Annotated in this window: 21 protein-coding genes; 12 read left to right on the top strand and 9 right to left on the bottom strand. The window is 43.0% G+C overall.

What is annotated here, in order from left to right; translation table 11 throughout:
* The first annotated feature begins 94 nt into the window (after window positions 1-94).
* On the top strand, window positions 95-313 hold the full coding sequence (locus GX654_03575; GenBank protein ID NLD35927.1) for a hypothetical protein: 219 nt from the start codon (window positions 95-97) through the stop codon (window positions 311-313).
* 83 nt (window positions 314-396) lie between these two features.
* Here GX654_03575 and GX654_03570 read toward each other — a convergent pair whose 3' ends face one another.
* Window positions 397-795 carry a hypothetical protein gene (locus GX654_03570; protein ID NLD35926.1) on the bottom strand — a complete coding sequence of 133 codons (399 nt, stop codon included), beginning with the start codon at window positions 793-795 and terminating at the stop codon, window positions 397-399.
* A gap of 580 nt (window positions 796-1,375) precedes the next feature.
* Between GX654_03570 and GX654_03565 the strand changes: the two genes are divergently transcribed.
* Window positions 1,376-2,782, top strand: a complete 1,407-nt coding sequence (locus GX654_03565; GenBank protein NLD35925.1) for a hypothetical protein — start codon at window positions 1,376-1,378, stop codon at window positions 2,780-2,782.
* 120 nt (window positions 2,783-2,902) lie between these two features.
* On the opposite strand, the gene GX654_03560 is transcribed toward GX654_03565, so the two are convergent.
* Entirely contained in the window at window positions 2,903-4,432 is a 1,530-nt protein-coding gene (locus GX654_03560) for a YifB family Mg chelatase-like AAA ATPase (protein NLD35924.1), read from the bottom strand.
* Between the two features lie 246 nt (window positions 4,433-4,678).
* On the opposite strand from GX654_03560, the gene GX654_03555 reads away from it, so the two are divergent.
* The 9 genes from GX654_03555 (at window position 4,679) to GX654_03515 (ending at window position 14,027) form a co-directional block, all read left to right on the top strand.
* Window positions 4,679-4,951 (top strand): DNA-directed RNA polymerase subunit omega, encoded by a 273-nt coding sequence (locus tag GX654_03555; protein ID NLD35923.1) that lies wholly within the window; start codon window positions 4,679-4,681, stop codon window positions 4,949-4,951.
* Between the two features lie 20 nt (window positions 4,952-4,971).
* A complete protein-coding gene (gene dnaJ, locus GX654_03550) occupies window positions 4,972-6,066 on the top strand; it encodes a molecular chaperone DnaJ (GenBank protein ID NLD35922.1) in 1,095 nt (364 codons plus the stop codon).
* 127 nt (window positions 6,067-6,193) lie between these two features.
* Entirely contained in the window at window positions 6,194-6,559 is a 366-nt protein-coding gene (gene dksA / locus GX654_03545; protein NLD35921.1) for an RNA polymerase-binding protein DksA, read from the top strand.
* A gap of 104 nt (window positions 6,560-6,663) precedes the next feature.
* The gene (locus GX654_03540; GenBank protein ID NLD35920.1) at window positions 6,664-9,321 is read left to right on the top strand and encodes a CBS domain-containing protein; all 2,658 of its coding nucleotides are present in this window, start codon (window positions 6,664-6,666) and stop codon (window positions 9,319-9,321) included.
* A 57-nt stretch (window positions 9,322-9,378) separates the two neighbouring features.
* Window positions 9,379-10,365: a tryptophan--tRNA ligase gene (gene trpS / locus GX654_03535; protein ID NLD35919.1), complete on the top strand. Its 987-nt coding sequence runs from the start codon at window positions 9,379-9,381 to the stop codon at window positions 10,363-10,365.
* Window positions 10,366-10,368: 3 nt separating this feature from the next.
* Complete coding sequence (locus tag GX654_03530) at window positions 10,369-11,136, top strand: segregation/condensation protein A (GenBank protein ID NLD35918.1); 768 nt, start codon at window positions 10,369-10,371, stop codon at window positions 11,134-11,136.
* Window positions 11,108-11,953 (top strand): SMC-Scp complex subunit ScpB, encoded by an 846-nt coding sequence (gene scpB, locus GX654_03525; protein ID NLD35917.1) that lies wholly within the window; start codon window positions 11,108-11,110, stop codon window positions 11,951-11,953. Before GX654_03530 ends, scpB begins: the two co-directional genes overlap by 29 nt.
* Window positions 11,937-12,662: an rRNA pseudouridine synthase gene (locus tag GX654_03520; GenBank protein ID NLD35916.1), complete on the top strand. Its 726-nt coding sequence runs from the start codon at window positions 11,937-11,939 to the stop codon at window positions 12,660-12,662. Before scpB ends, GX654_03520 begins: the two co-directional genes overlap by 17 nt.
* 45 nt (window positions 12,663-12,707) lie before the next feature.
* Entirely contained in the window at window positions 12,708-14,027 is a 1,320-nt protein-coding gene (locus GX654_03515) for a hypothetical protein (protein NLD35915.1), read from the top strand.
* Window positions 14,028-14,245: 218 nt separating this feature from the next.
* Here GX654_03515 and GX654_03510 read toward each other — a convergent pair whose 3' ends face one another.
* The 4 genes from GX654_03510 to GX654_03495 all read right to left on the bottom strand — a co-directional run bounded on the left by GX654_03510 (window position 14,246) and on the right by GX654_03495 (window position 17,635).
* Window positions 14,246-16,405, bottom strand: a complete 2,160-nt coding sequence (locus GX654_03510; GenBank protein NLD35914.1) for a hypothetical protein — start codon at window positions 16,403-16,405, stop codon at window positions 14,246-14,248.
* 36 nt (window positions 16,406-16,441) lie between these two features.
* Window positions 16,442-16,603, bottom strand: coding sequence for a hypothetical protein (locus tag GX654_03505; protein ID NLD35913.1), 162 nt, complete (start codon window positions 16,601-16,603; stop codon window positions 16,442-16,444).
* 90 nt (window positions 16,604-16,693) lie between these two features.
* Window positions 16,694-17,197, bottom strand: coding sequence for a hypothetical protein (locus GX654_03500; protein ID NLD35912.1), 504 nt, complete (start codon window positions 17,195-17,197; stop codon window positions 16,694-16,696).
* Between the two features lie 27 nt (window positions 17,198-17,224).
* Window positions 17,225-17,635, bottom strand: a complete 411-nt coding sequence (locus tag GX654_03495) for a hypothetical protein (GenBank protein NLD35911.1) — start codon at window positions 17,633-17,635, stop codon at window positions 17,225-17,227.
* 428 nt (window positions 17,636-18,063) lie between these two features.
* Between GX654_03495 and GX654_03490 the strand changes: the two genes are divergently transcribed.
* A complete protein-coding gene (locus tag GX654_03490; protein NLD35910.1) occupies window positions 18,064-18,351 on the top strand; it encodes a hypothetical protein in 288 nt (95 codons plus the stop codon).
* A 139-nt stretch (window positions 18,352-18,490) separates the two neighbouring features.
* On the opposite strand, the gene GX654_03485 is transcribed toward GX654_03490, so the two are convergent.
* The 3 genes from GX654_03485 to GX654_03475 form a co-directional block, all read right to left on the bottom strand.
* Entirely contained in the window at window positions 18,491-18,595 is a 105-nt protein-coding gene (locus GX654_03485; GenBank protein ID NLD35909.1) for a tellurite resistance TerB family protein, read from the bottom strand.
* Window positions 18,596-18,856: 261 nt separating this feature from the next.
* Window positions 18,857-20,134, bottom strand: a complete 1,278-nt coding sequence (locus GX654_03480; GenBank protein NLD35908.1) for a hypothetical protein — start codon at window positions 20,132-20,134, stop codon at window positions 18,857-18,859.
* An 18-nt stretch (window positions 20,135-20,152) separates the two neighbouring features.
* Window positions 20,153-20,518, bottom strand: coding sequence for a hypothetical protein (locus GX654_03475; protein NLD35907.1), 366 nt, complete (start codon window positions 20,516-20,518; stop codon window positions 20,153-20,155).
* Between the last annotated feature and the right edge of the window lie 522 nt (window positions 20,519-21,040).

The raw sequence follows: 21,040 nt of genomic DNA, 5'->3' as shown, positions 1-21,040 counted from the left end.
TGATTATAAATAATATTTAATCGACAGAAGAGTATTGGTTATAATTATGATTATGCGAACATTAATACCATTGATTTTATTATTATCAGTTTTCGTGGCACCTGTATTTTCAGCGGATGCAATTATCATTGACCATAACAGCATGGATATCACACAGATCCCTCAGTCAGCCATTGAGCAGGCAAAGGCGATCCTTCATATTGCATACGGACATACGTCCCATGGGAGCCAGCTTACAACTGGTATGACCGGTCTTCTTGGATTTGCCAATGGCGGTGGCCTTGGCCTTTCACTCCCCACAGTGAACCATTAAATGCGAATCGTAAGGTATATGCAGCCTGGTGGTTATGGTCAAGGTTGGCAGGATGGAACCAGACACCATTGGTGTCCAATATTTCATCTCAAAAAAACCGCATAGATTTGCTGTAAAGGCCCCAGAGCCTCACGCCACGAAGTGTTCATGAACAGGTGATTGCGTAGCCATCTAATGAATTTTACTGATCTCTGTGTGGCTCTTTTAGGTGCTATAAGAAACACAGGCCATTTTTTGCTGTTGAGTCTTTTACTGATTATAACCTTTTCAATATCCCATCTGCATTTGTAAAGAAAGGCAATCAGGCCTGGCGGTATTGTTTTGTTTAAACTTGTAACAAAACAATATACATTTCCGGTTAGCGGACATTTATAAACAACTCTATTCATCATTACACCAGCAGCACACACAACAGCCAGATACTTTAATACCCCCTTATTAACAGGGTCTTTCTTGTCATAATACAACTCGTCTATTACCATTCCATTTGGCACCTGATTACTTTTATGGGAAAATACAGCAGAAAGCAATCGCTAACGCTTCAGAGAAAGGTATATCTGGCGCTGTGTTCAGTAAATAGGATAGGGTTATTAGATACTAATTGGAAGGAAATCTGTCTCAGATCATGCATCATATAAAATTCAATATTCTGCAACCGATCCTGGTGTAGCTGGCTTCCATATCATCAAATTGTTTACTGAAGAGTCCTGAAATAGAGCGGTAAACCAGAAAGAATTTTCATACGACGCAGAGTGTCTAAAGTAAGTGTTCTCACTGACCGTGGGGACAAATTAAATTATTGACGATCGCTCTCCATTGAATATCATGATGTCTTTTATCCTATACCTGTCAGAGGCTGATCTGGGCGCAGTAGCGGGATATTCCATGCGAATACTGCTGACAGGGTTGTAGAAGCCGAAGATGTGCTGAGGCTGAAAAAAATACTGCAATTCAAGTCTGGCCACTCAATCCTGTTGACATCATTAATTTCATTTTTAATAATGCCATTGTCTTTTCAATTTCTTATCAATGATAAAATAAACATAAGAGAGAAATATCATTATGACTGCAATTAAAAAACACGTTATTTTGTCTTCACTAGTCGCAATTTTTATCTGCTCATTCACATCGGCCCTGGCAGGGAACAATACTGACAACGTGGGGATCTTTGTCTATTTTGAAAATCATTTCGGGATGCTCTGCCTGATATGGTTTGTATTTCTTGTGATTTTAAGTCTTTTATCAGGGGTAAGTAAGGGCAGCCTGATAGAAGGCCACCTGGGTTCACGATTATTATTATCTTTTTTAACCTTAATAAATGCCTGCTTTATCATCTCTCCTGTATTAATGCCCAAATCCCCTTCATGGTGGTACATCGGGATACTGATTATATTGGCGATAATCAGTTTGTATGGTGCCTTTACTGCTGTAAGCGCCCTTATTTTCAAATCCTATGAAGAAGAAGTTGAACGGGAAGAAAAGACATTCTCCACAGTTATTCACTATAATGTTATCTCCGGCACAGAGGCCCTGCAGAGAGGCGTTGATGGACTTATGGCAATGATACTGTTCAGCTTTTTATTGTGCGCTTTTTCCTTTGGAGCCCACTGGTTTTTAAAGGACTATACCCCTCGGGCAGACAAAAAAATAGCATCCCTGCTGGAACAAAAAAATGCACTGTTTGAATCCTACAAACCCAAAATTGAAAACAGCATGGTGTTTTTAATGAGGGATGAAAAATTTATGGAGTTTAATATTTTACAAGGCGAAAATGGTAAACCTTCAACAGCGCATGTTAAATTGCAGAGTGAAAATTACAGCATAAGCCTTCCGTTGATAAGTATTTTATCTATGGAAAATACAAATACCCGTGTGGGGAAATATAAGAACATGATGTATTATATCCATAATATTACCTATAGAATTTATGATCAGGATATTTCTATTAAGGCATATTGTGTTAATCGGCAGATCTGTGATTATGGTAACCCTGAACAGCCCTTCTCTATAGTGTGTTTAAAATGTGATGACATTGTTGTTCTGAAAAATTTTGCAAGGGAAATAAAAAACTATGACCCAAAGGATCGGGACATAAAAGGGCCTTTATATAATGCGGATATTACTTTTGTGAATGGAGAAAAAATAAGTTTATCATCCCCAATGCTTGGCGGTAAGTGGGACCAGGGAAGAAGGCGGTTTATCAAGGTGTGGGATGGCAGCCAGAACATTGATGTTGCGTATGATGATATCAGGACAATTGAGATGAAAAGAGATGAGAATGACAAACCCAGGGATCTCACAGTTATTGTTACAAAAGGGTCTGGTGATACTATATCAGGCTCTCACCATGCTGATATTGAAACATCTGATAAATTTTTTTCCGGTCTCTCTTCTTTTGGATGGATTACAATCGAATTGATGAACGTTTCTCAGGTAGATTTTAAAGGGAAAAGCAATGGTGAAAATTAGCCCTTACCATATAATGTTGGAGGTATTAGCCTGTAAATTATCAAAATGGCTTTCTGAAATAGTAAAAAGTAAATAATTGCCTTTTAAAATGTCAGTTAGAAACATGGATAAATAGGCTCATCACTTCATCACCTTTCTGTCCAGGCTCCTGTACTGTATAGCCTCTGCAACGTGATCAGCGCTGATCTTTTCGCTCCCATCCACATCTGCAATGGTCCTTGCTATCTTGAGTATCCTTGAATGTGCCCTTGCGCTTAACCCGAGCTTTTCCATTGCTGTTTCGAGCAGCCTGTCAGAATCATTGTCTATCTCACAGAATTTTTTTATATGCCTGCCTGTCATGTTCGCATTATTGTGGATCTTTAAACCCTTGAAGCGTTCCTTCTGTATCTCTCTTGCCTTTTTAAGGTTTTGAAGTATCTCTTTGGAGGTCTTGCCCTCTGCCTTTGCAGAGAGGTCTTTGTATTCCACTGCCGGTACATCCATATGGATATCTATACGATCCATAAGCGGCCCCGACACCTTTGTCCTGTATCTCTGTATCTGGGTGTATGAACAGTGGCAATCCCTTTTTTTACTGCCAAAGTAGCCGCATGGACAGGGGTTCATTGCAGCCACAAGCATAAAATTGGCAGGATAGGTTACAGTGGAGTTTGCCCTTGTGATGGTCACATACCCCTCTTCCATTGGCTGCCTCAGCACCTCCAGGACATTCTTTTTGAACTCCGGTATCTCATCCAGAAAGAGCACACCATTATGCGCAAGACTCACCTCCCCTGGCTTGGGGTTCTGTCCGCCTCCTATGAGCCCTGCATCGGAGACTGTATGGTGCGGCGCCCTGAATGGCCTTGTTGTAATAAGACCCTTACCCTCCGGCATAAGACCCATTACACTGTATACCTTTGATGTCTCAAGCGCCTCTTCAAAAGAGAGGTCTGGGAGAATGGTATATATGCGTTTTGCAAGCATGGTCTTACCTGCGCCTGGAGGGCCGATCATTATAATATTATGATTTCCGGCTGCTGCTATCTCCATTGCCCGTTTCACATTGTCCTGCCCTTTGACATCGCTGAAATCTATATCCATCTCCCTGTTTTCAAACAGACCATTGAAATTTGATATGAAGGGGTCTGCATTTTTTTCGCCTGACAATACCTCTACAAGCTCTGACAGTGTGTTTACAGGGTAGACATTAAGGCCTTTTACTACAGCGGCCTCCATAGCATTTTCCACCGGGAGAAATATACCGTCAAGGCCTGACTCCTTTGCAGTCACTGCTACCGGCAATATTCCCTTTACAGGGCGTATAAGCCCGTCAAGGGATAGTTCACCCATAACAAGAAACCTTTTGTTATTGTTTTCAGGGATAACACCTGTAGCGGTAAGAATGCCGATGGCCATTGGCAGGTCAAAGGCGGTTCCCTCCTTTTTTGTATCGGCAGGTGCAAGATTTACAGTGATCCTGTCTGAAGGGAAATGATAACCAGAGTTTTTTATTGAGGTCCTGACCCTCTCCTTGCTTTCTCTTACCGCCCCTTCGGGCAGGCCGACCGTTGAAAAGGCAGGCAACCCCTGTGAGATGTCCACCTCGACCTCAACAATATAGGCATCAATACCAATTACTGCGCTGCTCAATACCCTGGCGATCATATTATTACCCCGGTGCAGAATTTTTAAATATGCCGTCTAAGAAAATCTGTACAGGATTTGCTGGGACGGCGCTTAAAACTATCAAGCCATTGTAAAATAAGTAAATCTGATTTGGTTCTTACAGGGCAGAAAAGATATAAGCCCTTTAAAACATGGATTTAAATCACCTTTACATTTAATATCATAAGTGTTAAAAAGTAAAGTTTTTAAATTTGGGTAACTAAGACATATAAAGAGGAGTATTGCATGGCACGAATAACTATAGAGGATTGCCTTGATAATGTAAATAACCGTTTTACCCTGATACACATGGTAGCAAGAAGGGTCAGACAGTTACGGAAGGGTTCAGAGCCAACTATTTCATCAAAAAACAGGGATATAGTACTCTCACTGAGGGAGATAGCTGAAGGCAATATCACTATCCAGACCGAAGAAGAGGCCCGGCTTTTAAACGAGAGCAAGAAGGATATCCTGCCTGAACTGACAGAAACCACATTTCCAGTAGAAGATTTATTATAGGACGCCCGGGCAGAATTCAAATGGATAAAAGAGATTACTATGAGACCCTTAATATAGGCAGGGATGCAGGGGATGATGACATTAAAAGGGCTTATAGAAAGCTTGCAATGCAGTATCACCCTGATAGAAACCCAGGCAACAAGGAGGCCGAAGATAAATTCAAGGAGGCCTCTGAGGCATATGAGGTTCTAAGGGACAGCGAGAAAAGGCAGATATATGACCAGTACGGTCACGAAGGGCTTCAGGGTACAGGCTTCAGGGGATTTTCAGGTTTTGATGATATCTTTTCCAGCTTTGGTGACATATTTGAGGATTTTTTCAGCTTTGGTTCAGGCAGCAGAAGGCGTAACCGGCCCGTCCAGGGAAATAGCCTCAGGTATAACCTGGAGATTACACTTGAAGATGCCTTTAACGGCAAGGAAGAGGTGATAGAGTTTAAAAAATGGGGCAGATGCGATACCTGTGACGGTTCCGGCATAACCCCGGGAAGCGAACCGCAGGTTTGCAGCACGTGCCGCGGAAACGGCCAGGTGGTGCGCTCTCAAGGTTTCTTTCAGATAAAGACCACATGCCCTTCATGCAGCGGTTCAGGTCGTATTATTAAGGACCCCTGTAAAGATTGCAGCGGAAGGGGAAAGGTACAGATTGAACGCAGTATAAATCTAAAGATACCGCCGGGGGTTGATACTGGTTCACAGCTCAGGCTCAGGGGTGAAGGCGAGGCAGGAGAGCTGGGAGGCCCCCCGGGTGACCTTTTTGTGGTAATGCATGTAAGGGATCACAATCTTTTTAAAAGAGAAGGTGATCACCTTTTTTGTGAGATCCCCATATCCTTTGTGCAGGCAGCCCTTGGCGATACGATCACTATCCCTGTTATTGGCACTGAAGATGGATATGAAATGGAGATACCAAAGGGTGCCCAGCCAGGGGATATCATATCGATCCCTGAAATGGGGATGCCTGGCATCAACAGCAGGAAGAGGGGGCAGCTCCTGGTAAAGCTTAATGTGCTTATCCCGAAAAAGTTAAACAGTAAACAGCAGGAGCTCCTTGAGGAGTTCGCAAAGATAGAAGGGATCGACAGGAAAAAAAAGAAGAGGAAGCTTTTCGGCTAAAATAGGAGAGAGCTGGTCAGTGGGCCAGTACTATGCTGCTGATCTAAAAAATGGATTGCTTTTTTAGATAATTACCAGTAATCTTGCAGAATTATAAAATACCGGTAACGGAGTAAAACGGTTTGTCATGCTAACTACTGAACAATTGGACTATTTCAGAAAACACCTCACAGAGCGTCTGGATGAGCTTCTGGGTGAGGTAAACAAGACTGTATCAGGGATGAGTGATGTGAATGAAAATATTCCTGACCCTACAGACAGGGCAAGCCTTGAATCAGACCGGAATTTTACCTTAAGGATACGTGACAGGGAGAGAAAGCTTATCGGCAAGATAAAAGAGGCTCTTGAGCGCATAGAAAGCGGGACATACGGCATTTGTGAATCCTGTGAGGAGTACATCTCCTATGAAAGGCTCAAGGCAAGGCCTGTGACCACATTGTGTATAGAGTGTAAAACTAAACAGGAAGACGAGGAAAAACTAAAGGGTAAATAGGGGCTGACCCATTCAATTTTTATCAATAATACAGCCGGAGCGGATATATTTGCCCGGCTTTTTTTTTCTCAATAATTCATAGTTATAATCTTGTCAGAGGGACGATGTCTGAAACAGCCTTAAAAGAGATCATAACAACCCACATAAATGCCGATTTTGATGCACTTTCTTCAATGATGGCAGCAAAAAAGCTATATCCTGATGCCACGATAGTTTTTCCAGGCTCTCAGGAAAAAAACCTGAGAAATTTTTTTATTCATTCGTTATCATACCTCTTCAGCTTTACAAGAACAAAGCAGATAGATTTTAATGCAATAGAGCGCCTTATACTTGTTGATACCAGGCAGAGAGACCGTATAGGCAGGTTTGCTGAGATAATAGATAAAGAGGGGCTGGATATACATATATATGACCATCACCCATCATCAAACAATGATGTTAAGGGAAATAAGGAAATTATCAAACCGGTCGGGTCTACTACAACCATCCTTGCTGAGATGATAAAGGGGCGCAGCCTGAGTCTTACACCTGATGAGGCCACTGTCATGCTTCTTGGTATTCATGAAGACACAGGTTCATTTACCTTTTCATCCACCACCCCTGAAGACCATATCATTGCCGCATGGCTTACAGAACAGGGGGCTGACAGAAATATCCTCTCAGGCCTCCTTACAAGGGAACTCACTGCCGAACAGATATGGGTGCTTAATGACCTTACACAGTCTGCTATAAAAATCGTGATCAATGGTGTTGAGCTGGTTACTGCAAAGGTTATAAGGGAGGAATATATCGGGGATTTTGCCATGCTTGTCCATAAGTTTATGGACATGGAAAATATCCAGGTGCTTTTTGCACTGGCCCAGATGGAAGACAAGATCTATCTTGTGGCCAGGAGCAGAAATGATGCAGTAAATGTCGCTGAAATTGCCCTTGAATTCGGGGGAGGGGGGCACCCGCAGGCAGCATCAGCAACCATAAGCAAAAAGACCATAATACAGGTGGAAAGAACACTGCTTGCCCTGCTCAAGAACCTGATAAACCACGGGAAGACGGCAAAGGATATGATGACATCGCCTGTAATCCATATCCTGCCAGAAAAAAGCGTCAGGGATGCCTCAGCCCTTTTGACTAGATACAACATAAATGTACTGATAGTTTTAAACAGGGCCGGAAAACTGGAGGGGTATATCACCAGACAGATCATGGAGAAGGCGGTATTCTTCAACCTTGGTCATATACCTGTAAAGGAGTATATGAATATAGATTTCCACACTGTTACGCCTGACACCCCCTTGAGTGAGGTACAGGAGCTGATAATCAAGAATAACCTGCGTGTGCTCCCGGTATTGAGGGAGGAGACTCTTGTGGGTGTCATTACCCGCACCGATCTCATGAATATACTTGTCGGCGGCCCTGTTATTAAGGATTTTTCATACGATACCTCGCATAGCCTTCATTTTTCAAAAAATAAGAATCTTGCCCACATGCTGAAGGAACAGGTGCCTGAACACATCCTGGAAATCATTAAAAAATTCGGTGACTGTGCAGACAGGCTTGGGTACAGGGCATACCTTGTAGGGGGGCTGGTGAGGGATATCCTTTTCAAGCGGGAAAATTATGATGTTGATATTGTCATTGAAGGGGATGGCATCATATTTGCCCATGAATTTGCAAAGGATAACAATGCAAGGGTCCGAAGCCATAAAAAATTTGGAACAGCGGTTCTTATATTCCCTGACGGATTCAAGGTAGATGTGGCTACTGCACGTATGGAATATTATGAGACGCCTGCAGCCCCGCCTACAGTGGAAACCAGTTCTCTTAAGATGGATCTCTTCAGAAGGGATTTCACCATCAACACCCTTGCCATAAGGCTTAATAGCAGGAACTATGGTGATCTCATAGATTATTTCGGCGCACAGAAGGATATAAAGGAGCGGGTTATAAGGGTGCTTCATAATCTCTCTTTTGTGGAGGACCCTACCAGGGTCTTCAGGGCAATAAGGTTTGAACAGCGCTTTGGGCTCAAAATAGGCAGGCTTACCCTGTCACTCATCAGGAATGCGGTGGATATCAACTGCTTCAAGGATCTTTCAGGCAGAAGGCTTTTCATGGAGCTGAAACTTATCCTTATGGAGGATGAGCCTTTAAAGGCCGTAACCAGGATGCATCAGTTCGATCTCCTGAAATTCTTATCAAGAAATATCGATTTTAATGATAAGTTAATTAAATTATTGGAAAATATCAATGGTGTAATATCATGGTTCAGGCTTCTCTACCTGGATGAACCGTGTGACAGCTGGCGGGTTTACTGGTTTGCCCTTACCTCAAACCTTGATACTGAAGAGTATAACAGCCTGACCACAAGGCTGATGATGAATGACCTGGAATGCGTCAGGATGAACAGGCAGAGGCAGGATGTATGGCGTCTGCTTGACAGCCTCTTCAGGATAGAAAGTGAGGATAATTATAGTATCTATACTTTACTCTCACAATATGATACAGAGTTCCTGCTTTTTATAATGGCAAAGGCCAACAATGAAAAGATAAAAAAGATAATATCAAGTTATTTCACTAAGTTAAAGGGTATAAACATAAGTGTAAAGGGCAGGGATCTGAAGGCAATGGGGTTTGAGCCGGGGCCTGTTTACAGGGAGATAATGACAGGGCTTTTAGAGGCAAGGCTTAAAAACATGGTAAACAGCAAAAAGGAAGAGATGGAATTTGTAAAAGCCAGATATCTGAACAAATCCGGCAAATAGATTTTATATCCTTCAGGGTTGGGCCAATCCTGGAATCATATTGAGGAGAATATAGTTATAATGCAGAAAAGAATAGTCAGTGGTATGCGGCCTACAGGCAGAATGCATCTCGGGCACCTTCATGGTGCATTGAACAACTGGAAGAACCTTCAGGAAGAGTATGAATGCTTTTTTTTCATAGCGGACTGGCATGCCCTTACAAGCGAATATGCCAATACAAAGGTAATAAAGGGCTCTGTTAACGAGATAGTAAAGGACTGGATTTCTGTCGGGCTTGATCCGTTAAAATCCACATTTTTTGTACAATCCGAGATAAAGGAGCATACTGAGCTGCATCTTGTATTTTCAATGATAACGCCTCTTCCCTGGCTGGAAAGAAACCCGACATACAAGGAGCAGCTTAAGGAGCTGACCCAGAAGGATCTTTATACTTATGGTTTTCTGGGGTATCCAGTGCTTCAGGCCGCTGATATCCTCATGTACAAAGCAAACGGGGTGCCTGTTGGCGAAGACCAGGCCCCCCATGTTGAACTTACGAGGGAGATAGCCAGGCGTTTCAATTTCCTTTACCAGAAGGAGCTCTTCCCTGAACCTGCAACGCTTCTGGCCCCTACCTCAAGGATACTGGGGCTTGACAGGCGTAAAATGAGCAAGAGCTATAACAATTCCATCTACCTGACAGATACTGATAACGATATAAGGACAGCGGTCAGCCAGATGGTCACAGACCCTCAGCGTATGAGAAAGACAGACCCGGGTAACCCAGATATATGTAATGTGTTTACATTTCACCAGATCTACAGCCCATCCGAGACTGTAAACCAGATCAATGTGGAGTGCAGGAATGCGGGAATAGGGTGTGTGGCATGCAAAAAGATGATGGCGGAAAACCTGATAAGCGCCCTTAAGCCCATAAGGGCGAAAAGGGCTGAGCTGGACTCTCATCCCGACATGGTCAGGGAGATTATGGAAAGCGGAAATAAAAGGGCCAGATCCATTGCCTCAGATACGATGGCAGAGGTCAAGGCCGTTATCGGGATCTGACAGGTGGAAGAAAGAGAAGACTATAAAATAAAGCTGGAGATCTTTGAGGGGCCCCTTGATCTCCTTATCCATCTTATCCGCAAGAATGAGGTGGATATATTTGATATCCCGATTGCCCTTATTACGGATCAGTATCTTGAGTACATTGATATGATGAAGGCGCTCAATATTAATGTGGCGGGTGATTTTCTGGTCATGGCCGCGACCCTAATCCATATCAAATCAAGGTTGCTCCTGCCCGGAAAAGATGAGGAGGGTGAGGAGACAGACCCCAGGGATGAAATCACAAGGCCTCTTTTGGAATATCTCCAGTTCAAGGAGCTGGCAGACGATCTGGCAGAAAGGCAGGTGCTTGAGAGGGATGTATTTCAGCGAAGGCCTGACAAGGATTATTCTGCTGATTTTGAACCTGAAGATGCACAGATTGAGGTCAATCTTTTCCAGCTGATGGATGCCTTTAAAAGGATACTGGATAATTATGTCCCGGATGCTGAGCTTACATTCAGGACAGAAAATTTTACAATAAATGACAAGATAACCTTGATACTGGATGAACTGAAACAGAAACAGAGCCTGTTTTTCATGGATCTTTTCAAGGCAGACAGGAGCCTTGAGGAGTTTGTGATCACATTCCTGGCGGTGCTTGAGATAGTTCATATGGGTCTTGTAAGGGTTTACCAGCCCACTGTTGAAAGCGATATACGTATTGAAGCACGTTTTGAAGAAAAAGAGGAAGTAGATAATGGCCAAATCACTGAAGATGATAATTGAGGCATTGCTCTTTTCATCAGATAAACCACTTACTGTAAAGGATATCCATGACTGCATCCCTGATGCAGACAAGACGGAGATAAAGAACTCCCTTACAATCCTTATTCATGATTATGACACCCTTGAGCGCAGCTTTATTATCAAGGAGATTGCAGGAGGGTTTCAGTTCAGGAGCCGCCCTGAATACGGCTCCTATATCCTGAGGATGTTTCAGAAAACCCCTAACAGGCTTTCAAGGGCAACCATCGAGACCCTTGCTATCATTGCCTACAAGCAGCCGATACTTAAAAGCGAGATAGAAAGGCTTAGAGGGGTTGATGTAGGCGGGATATTAAAGACCCTTATGGAAAAGGGATTGGTCAAGATTATGGGCCGCAAGGAGCTGCCGGGCAGGCCACTTGTCTATGGCACAACAAAGAGGTTCCTTGAGGTCTTTGACCTTAAAGACCTTTCCTCTCTCCCTAAACTCAAGGAGATAAAGGACTTTGCAGCGGATCAGTATGAACCGACAGTAATCAGCAGGGATACCCCGGATGGAAATAGCACAGGTGAAGAGCCTGTTTTGCCTTTTAAAGAATATATAGATCAGGAATCTGATGCCGGGGGATATACCTATTCTGAAGAGGCAGAAACAGATGTTGTATATGCAGAAACCCATGAAGAGTCATATGAGGATGATTCATTAAGGGAGGTCTCATATGAGGTTGATTCTGATCCGGAAGATAGAAATATAACCGAAGATGCAGATTCTGAACCGGGGTATACAGATATGCCGGATGATGAAAGTGATCAGGATGGGAATGGAACAGAGGATTAACCGGATACTTTCTCTTTCAGGTGTTACATCAAGAAGAAAGGCTGATGAGCTTATTAAAAGCGGCCGTGTGAGTATTAACGGGAAAAAGATATTTGAACTGGGCACAAAGGCCGTATGGGGAAAAGACAGCATCAGGGTGGATGGAAAAGAGATTTCAGGCCCCCAGAGCAGGGTCTATGTCATGCTTAACAAGCCCTTTGGCTATATTACCTCCATGAATGATCCGCAGGATAGACCTGTGGTAACAGACCTTATAGAGGATATACCAGAAAGGCTCTATCCTGTGGGCAGGCTGGACTTTGACAGTATAGGCCTTCTTATACTCACAAATGACGGCGATTTTGCATACCGGCTTACACACCCGAAATACCATGTTGCAAGGACATACAAGGTGACAATCGAGGGTGGGATTAGTGAGGATACCATGGACAGGTTAAAAAATGGAATTCAGCTTGAAGACGGTTTCAGTGGCACATCAAAGGCGGCTCTTATCAGTCAGAGCGGCAGCCGTTCTGTTATAAGAATGACCGTGACAAGGGGAAGAAACAGGATGGTACGGCGTATGGTTGAGGCAGTTGGGTGTAAAGTTATACAGCTTATGCGTACCGGTTTCGGTGAGCTTGAGCTGGGGAATCTGAAGATCGGTAAATATCGTATTTTAACCGGTAATGAGGTGAGCGCCCTGAAGGATGCTTTAGGTTTAAAATAGAAATTTTATCGCCGGGGAAATATAAAAATCAAAAGGGAGGAGATTATGAAAAATCAATTTAGCATAAGAAATAAAGCATCACTTTCGCTTTTTAGTGTCATATTAATCATGCTTGTTTTCATGTGCCCTGTCACAATAATGGCAGAGTCGGAAAATGAGGCGCTTAAGGCGAGGATCGAAAGGCTCGAAAAGGAATTGGGTGAATTAAAGGCCATCCTTACCGAAAAGGCCACAAGCGCTGAAAAACAGACGGCAACTGCACAGGAGGCCCCAAAGGCTTCAGATGGATTCAGCGTAAAAAGCTACGGCTATATTAAACTTGATGCAGCATATAATGACAGCAGGGTTTCAAACGGCAATTTTGCTACATATGTTTTTGGTGAGGGCGCTGTTAACAATGATGATACTGTTAATTTTACAGCCAGGCAGAGCCGGCTGGGCCTTGATATTACTGCCCCAGATTATAACGGCTTTAAGACAAAGGGAAAGGTAGAGGTGGACTTTTACGGGGACGGTTCAGCCGCACATGAAAACAAGGCAGAGCCCATGCTGAGGCAGGCATATCTTGAAACCACAAGAGGCGGGATGAGCATCCTTGCAGGCCAGACATCTGATGTCATTTCACCACTTAACCCCTCTACTCTCAATTATACTGTGGGATGGAGTGCAGGAAATATCGGCTACAGAAGGGCGCAGTTACGTCTCAGCTATAACAAGAGCTTTGACGAGTCAACAGGCCTCCTGACTCAGATTGCCCTTGCAAGGACAACAGGGCTTACAAACGAAGACTTTGATGCTAATGGCGTGAATGACGGTGATGACTCTGGGTTTCCATCAGTCCAGGGCAGGTTTGCCATTACAACAAAGGGGCTTGCAGGAAAAAAGAATGTAATAGGTATATCAGGACACTTTGGAAGGGAAGAGGCAGACTGGGCAGGCGCTGAGACTGACCTTGATTCATGGTCAGCCAATATTGACTTTGTAATACCTCTTACAGAACGTTTTACATTGAGCGGTGAGGCGTTCACAGGCGAAAACCTTGATGACTACTTTGGCGGAATACTTCAGGGTGTTAATACAATCACACGGAGTGAGATATCAAGCAAAGGCATGTGGTCACAGATCAATTTTGCCCTTAACAAGAAGTGGCAGTACAACGCCGGATTCGGTATTGATAATCCTGATACAAATGACATAAATATCGGGAGCAGGGATAAAAACAGCTATTATTTTGTGAATACCATGTTCAAGGTTCTCCCCATGCTTACCATTGGATTTGAATACAGCTACTGGGAAACAGAGTATAAAGGCGCAGCAGATGGAACAGCAAACAGGTTCCATACATCTGCGATCTTTACCTGGTAGAAATTTTAAGGGCAAAAAACAAAGGGGCCAAAAATGTCCCTTTGTTTTTTATTCAAAATTGTAAAAGCCTTTACCACAGGTATCATGGCACAGAGGCCTTATCGATAGTGCCTTACCCTCTATTAATAAAAAGTGGACAAAAGATATCAGTTTAAACTTTTAAAACCCTATAATCCCTAATAACCTGACAACCTTTTCTATGATTCTTTACCATATGATTAATCATCTCCCAGCAGTAACGGTAGCCAGGGCATTGCTCTTGGTGGATGAGATCTCGAATCCTGAGGATCTGTTCCCCTCTTGTATTCCAGAAGGTTCTTAAAACCATCTCCATCAGGATCTTCAGATGCATCATCATATAGTGGATCTAGACCATTTGCCTCTTCCCATTCATCAGGCATCCCGTCATTATCATCATCAGTATCAACGCAATCCATAATGCCGTCACTATCCGTGTCTATATCTTCGATACCGCATCCACATGAGCCTGCTTCTGTTTTTTCAGGGTCAAAAGGACATTCTTCCTCACAGTCAACGGTTCCGTCGCCATCAAAATCGCTTCCATCTATACATCCATCTGTGGGCAATTGTTTTGTGTTTATCTGATAGTTCAGTACGGTATCCCCCCTGGAATTATCGATTTCCAGTGACCATAGTCCCCCTGCAGCCCCGGTAATAAAAATCTCCAGTTTATCGCCTGTGTAGAAGTATGCCTCATAGACAGTTCCGTCAGGCTGCTTCAACACAACAGTGACCGATTCATGTGGCATCTCCTCAAGGCTGAAGGATATTTTCATATTGGGGTTATGAGCCGCTTCAATATCAAGGCTTCCTTTTGTACCGGCTGATATACTGCCTGAAAAAGATTTCGCAAGGCCGTATGTAACAATTTTTACGGCTTCGAGATTATTGTTAAGATCCACTGAAAGGAATGCGACCCTGTCCGGCGGAGTAACTTGAAAAGGAGCGGAATATAATCTGAATTCATTCTCGCTTTCTACTGTATAATAGGTAAAAAGCAGGTAATAGTCGTCCGTGGCATTCAATGTAACAGTAACAGGGGCATCGTAATATCCGGAGGCTGGATCTGCAGTAGTTACAGGAGGGGTGGTATCCGCCAGATTTCCATACGCACTTGCGTAATTGCTGACATTACCTGCAACATCTATGAAATAAACATAAATGGCGAAAACGCCAGGTGCGGTATCTGTCAGTGTATAGGAAACAGTCTTTGAAAATGACTGGGAAGGAGTGTCAATTGCTGTGAATTCACCAGCAGTAGGGGTTCCAAATTCTTCACTGACATAGTAGCCTGTAACAGCCACATTGTCTGTTGCTGATATATCAATAGAAACAGTAGTGGACATCGATTTTTCTGCGCCACCGTCAATGACAGGTGTTCCTCCTACCGGAGCTTCTGTATCCCCTGTCATTTCGATAGATGCCGAAGCCCGCGGGTTGCTACAATTACCGAATGCATCGCGGTACCAGACATATACTGTCTTTGTCTCCGGTGTTATGGTTTCAAAGGTATACTGTATATCTGATGAAAATCCCGTGGTTTCATCTATCATTGTGAAGAAACCGGGAGCCGGAAGCATGTCGCTTTCAGACACATAGTAGCCTGTAACGCCGATATTATCAGATGCCGAGAGATTTAAAGTGACGACATTACCCATAACAGTAGTATCAGCATTATTGATTGTAAAAGATCCGGTGGGAAGAGTCAGGTCCAGCAATGAATCGGAGCTTGACTTCCAGATAAAAGTATCCTGGTAATTGATGTTATAAGAATATTTCTGGCCTGCCCAACCCGGGATGGACTGATTATAATGATTTCCCAGTATGGAAACAAAATCCCCGTACCCTATGCAGATATTCGCAGGAGTTTCTCCCTCTATTCCTCCATCACCCAGTCGCTTAGTCCATATTAGGGTTCCTGTTGGACTGTATTTGCGTATGAATGTATCCGGATAAGAACTTCCATAAGACTCACGTCTAATTTCACCGGTAATGTAAACATATCCCTTTGAGTCGAGAGCAACACCATGGCTGAGCATATAATTATCCGCATTGTCCAGCGGAAGGTTATAGTACCATTGACCTGAAGCTTCCGCATCACCGTTGCTGTCAAATTTCCCCACAAAGGCCGTGCTTGAGGTGAGATCTGAACCCTCAGGAAATAAGAAACCTGCAATATAGAGATTGCCGTAGGAATCAAGTGTGAGATCTTCGCAGTATTCATGATAATTTGCAGAATACCCCCATTCCCTGGTCCATATCTTTACGCCGTCGGAAGTAAACCTTGAAAGCAGCAGATCATTACTGAATTCGGAATCCCCTGCCATAAAGATATTTCCTGATTCATCAACGGCCATAGCGCCCTGGCCTACCAAATCTTCGGAACTGAAAGCTCATGCAAGGTTGCCGTTGCTGTTATACTTTGCCAGAAACTTGCCTGTGCCATTATTATAATCATAGGTTATAGTTAATGTACCCAGCTCAACGTCGCCATTTGAATATGCAAGCAGATAAACGTTATTTGAGCCGTCAACACTGATATCTCTGACCCTCACAATATAATCAGCGTATTCCCTGGAGTATCTCTTTAACCATACCTGATTACCGCTGCTGTCGAATTTCGCAAGAAAGGCATCGGGATACTCTTAGCTCATGTAATCGTACCCACCTGCTATGTAGACGTTTCCATATATGTCAACAGCGATATGTTCACCCTTTGAGCTGTAGCAATAGGAATCTCCCTCGTTTCTATAGGTTGCTTCAAGCAGTCTGCTCCAGACAACTTCTCCGGCACTGTTCAGCCTGGCAACAAAGGCGCTGCCGTAAAGTGTGTTGTTCTTGTCTTCCCCTATATCTCCGTGAGTAATACCGACAATATATATGTTTCCTGAGTTGTACATGGTCATTTCATATGCATGTGTGGATAAACTTAAACCTGGGATATCGTCTTCTGCACCGATATCATAGTATCTGAACCAGCCATAAGCAAAATCAACAATACAGGTTGAGGGCGCACTGATATTTCCGGCCTCGTCTATAAACCAGGCGTAAAGAGTCTTTGTTCCGGTAGTGGTGGAAAGATTAAAGGAAAAACTGGTGTTCAGAGATACGACAGGTGTCTCCAGAAGGGTAAAGTTTTCAGAAGACACTGGTGAGCTAGAACTCTCGGATACCCTTTATCCTGCAATGTTGTTACAGTCCGTTGCAGTTATTATTACTGTAACCTGTGAGGATGTAACCGAGCCTGAGTCGTCATTGATCCTAACAGCGCCGTTGGCAGGTGTTGTTGTATCAAGGATTATAGAGTCAGATATCACACTGCTTATATTTTTCGCGGCATCTTTAAACCAGACATAGACGATCTTGGTTCCATCATCTTCAGATAGGATGAAATTTGCTGTTATAGAAAGGACCTGAGTCGATGCAACTGTTGAAAAAGCGGGCAATGTTTCTCCGGAAAGGGCCGTGTTGTCCTCAGAGAGATAATATCCCCCACCAGGGCCATTGGCCGACAGGGATATTGATACCGAACGGGATACAGTATATGTCTCTCCACTGTTTATATTTATGCTTGTACCCACAGGCACATTAGAATCCTGACAGAATTCTGCAACAGGCGTGATTATTAAATAAATAACAGCGAAAAACTACCCGATTTTTATTGATCCGGTGTTGAAACACTTGAAAGACATAATTCCTTAATCCTTTAATGCTATTTATTTTTAATTAGCGCTCAATATCTGCTTGTTTAGCTATAATAAACTTACATTAATTATATTAACCATATAATAAATAAAATTGAGCTAAATATATGTAGGGTTATCTAATATGCTTAGATAAACATATATTTTTAGATTATAATTAAAGATTGGTCACTGATTGATAAATCTTTAATGTTACCTGCAATACTTGGAAATGAGAAGTTTTTATCGAATATGAAGGATCGTTTTTCACGAAGAAGAGTCATAAAGAGATACCGGAATCAAAGATATTGGTACCTGAGAAACGCGAGATAATGTCTGTAATAAGCAGAGAGTACTCTGTTTCACTTGATGAATTAAAGTTAACAAGAGGAGAGCATAAGAATGAAGCAAGAGATGTTGCAATATATTTTATGAGACGATTAAGGTGTGACATATTAAACACACTATGTGGAGAGCTTAATCTTAAAAAAGACAGCTCAGTGGGCATTATAGTGGATAGGGTAAAGAAACAGATTAAAACAGACAAACGATTCAGGGTCAGGATAAAGGACATATTAAGAAAACTTAACATGAGCTATTGGGTGATTTGCCCCTCCTGATTTTCATCGTAACTTAAATACCTGTGTCATAACCGCTAACTGGGCTGTGCGGCTATTTCTTCAGCACTGCATGTGGATGCCAGCTCTTTTCTTATAAATTCAAGCTCTTCATCACTTAAATTTATTGATTCAAGCTTGCTTAATATAATTTCCTTTCCTTTTTATCTATATACTTGTCTGAAGCAGCAGATGCTATCATGGCACGGATAAGAAGCACAGCCTCCTGTTCCCTGTTTAAGGTCATTATTTGACCTCGATGGGGAGACGGTGGCGGTATCATTTTGCCGGGTGGAGGAGGGGGTGGAAAAGATAGGCAGTCAAATTTGCTCTGTATATTCATTAGGGTTTCCAGCTCCCCCAGCCCCTCCCACAGAGTGGAGGGGAGATTTAAGAATTCCTTAATTCAACAACATTGGACTCTATGCCGCTCTTTTCCTGCTATAACCAAAAGGCGACAGCGGATGGCTCCTTGAACCCTCGACCCCTCGAACCCTTCTTCCTCCCCCTATCTCCAATCATCAATAAGTGTACTTCCACCCATCATGCCAGCCCCAAGCATAAAGTCTGTAACAAACCATGTGGTCTGGATTCCGCCACCGGTAACAATTATTTTTACTGACTGTGCCTTAAAGGGTTTTGTCTTTTCACCGGACTGATACTGGGATATTTCGACATTTTCAGCAAACCATTTACTTAGCTCATCCTGTGAATTGAAACCATAGCTCTTTTTCAGAAGATCAGCAACCGTCGGGTCCATAATGACTGTAGCAGAACCCATTACAAGTGATTTCATGTAATCGCCCATTATCATATGAACAGGGTGTTCCTCAACTGCCATTATTACGCTCGAAATATATGACCAGCCTGTTCCAACCGATAAAACGCTTTGATTGGGTTTGAAACCCATCTGCACATGAAAGGGCTGCCAACCCTGAGGCATGGCCTCTTCATTTTCAGCGATGCAGACATTATTATACTGCATGGTGCTTCCAAGGGTGCTCCATGTGGTCTTCCCGCTGTGAAGGCCGCCTATGGTCTTGGACATAATAGTATAGCTGCGTCCAATAACCGCATTTGCCTCATTATGTGGCCCCATCACATTTGTTTTGTAGTTCATGCCTATTTCATCGCGAATCGGGCCATTAACAAGTATCATGTTTGCCATTGATGATGTGGAGTTTCCAAATGGCACATGGTTCGCAAGGGCAAGGATTACCGGAAGATACTCAGGTTTTGCCCCTGACATAACAGCGCATATGGCAACCCTTTCTACTGTAACCTCGCGCTTTCCCCCGGGCCAGTCAAGGGTCTTAATGACCTCATCACGCTTGTGGGATGTCCCTTTAAGCATTTCCACTACACGTTCTTCTGTTGGAAGGATGATAGGCAGATAATCTGTCCAGTCCTTATCCTTAAAAAGCCGCTGAAGGTTTTCTTCTGTGTCAGGCCCAATGGTGCTGGACTCAACAGGTTCTGCTGCTACTTCAGCCTGTGGCACAGGGCCTTTATATTTTTCTTTGTCGGTAAGTGGGACAGTCAGGGCATCTATAAATGCCTTCATCATGGGTTTACCGCTTACAACATCATTAGCTTCAAAGACATACTTATGGTGAACAGACTGCGGCTGCCCGGCAACAGGGAATGGAAAAGAGATATACCTTATGGGAGAACCATTCATATATTTAAAATCATGATTAATTGCATAATTAATGATATTTGCTGCTGCGCTGCCAATAGTAGGGATGTTAAAATCCTGTTCCAGTTTTTTAGCGAATCGGCTCACGGCCGATGTGCAACTGTCTCAACCAGCTACCCCGATCAGGGCGGCATCACCCTTTTCCTTTATCTCCTTCCAGAGTTCAGGCTGATCCTGCATGTATGAGCCTTTAACGCTTCTGACCTCTATCTTTACACTTGGCATGTTCTGGTTAAACCATGCCTTCATCTCCTTATAGATGCTTGGGGCTGCCCCGGGGCCACCCCAGCCGATATCCACCAGGAATATGGTTTTACCCTCCAGGGTGTTAAGCCTTGGAATGAGAGGTATACGGTCAACCATCCTGTTTGGCGGGGTCGGGTTAAGTACAGTAATTTTTTCTGATGAATATGCTGCAAAACAGACAGCGAGGATAATAAAAACAATAATGGGCAATATCTTTCTGGTCAATTTGCATCTCCTTTTTAAAGGTTGCTAATTTGTTGATAATAAAACCCTTTTGATTTGAAGAATATATGGGGATGTTATTTCTGTGTCAATATGGAAAATATTTAAACCTCTAAATGAATTATGAAGGAATATCATATTTGTTAAAAAAGGTTTGCTAAGTCAGTAAGGCCAGGGGGTATGGATTGTGGCATAAGGCACAAGGTACAAGGCGCAAGGAAAACAAAATTATAAGTAGGGGAGGACCTGTGTGTCCTCCCGGTATTTGAGGTTTATGGCCATCTGCACTATTGCTTTTAATTGAAAAAGCTCTGGATTCCACGGTCGAGTCGTGGAATGACGAAGGTATTGATAATTTGGATTTGGTAAAAATATTTGATTAACCAACTACGTAGGGTATTGAACTCAATCTTTTAAAAAAATATAAACTGTTGAACAAGGATATTGTTTTATATATAAATGATGATATAACATTCAGAAAGTAACAAGTTCTGGATGGAGCTTTCAACGATCAGCGTTCAGCCA

Source organism: Desulfatiglans sp. (assembly GCA_012513605.1).
In the GTDB taxonomy this organism is placed as follows: Bacteria; Desulfobacterota; DSM-4660; order Desulfatiglandales; family HGW-15; genus JAAZBV01.
The sequence above is the reverse complement of the archived record's forward strand: the minus strand, read 5'-3'. Positions and strand labels throughout refer to the sequence as shown.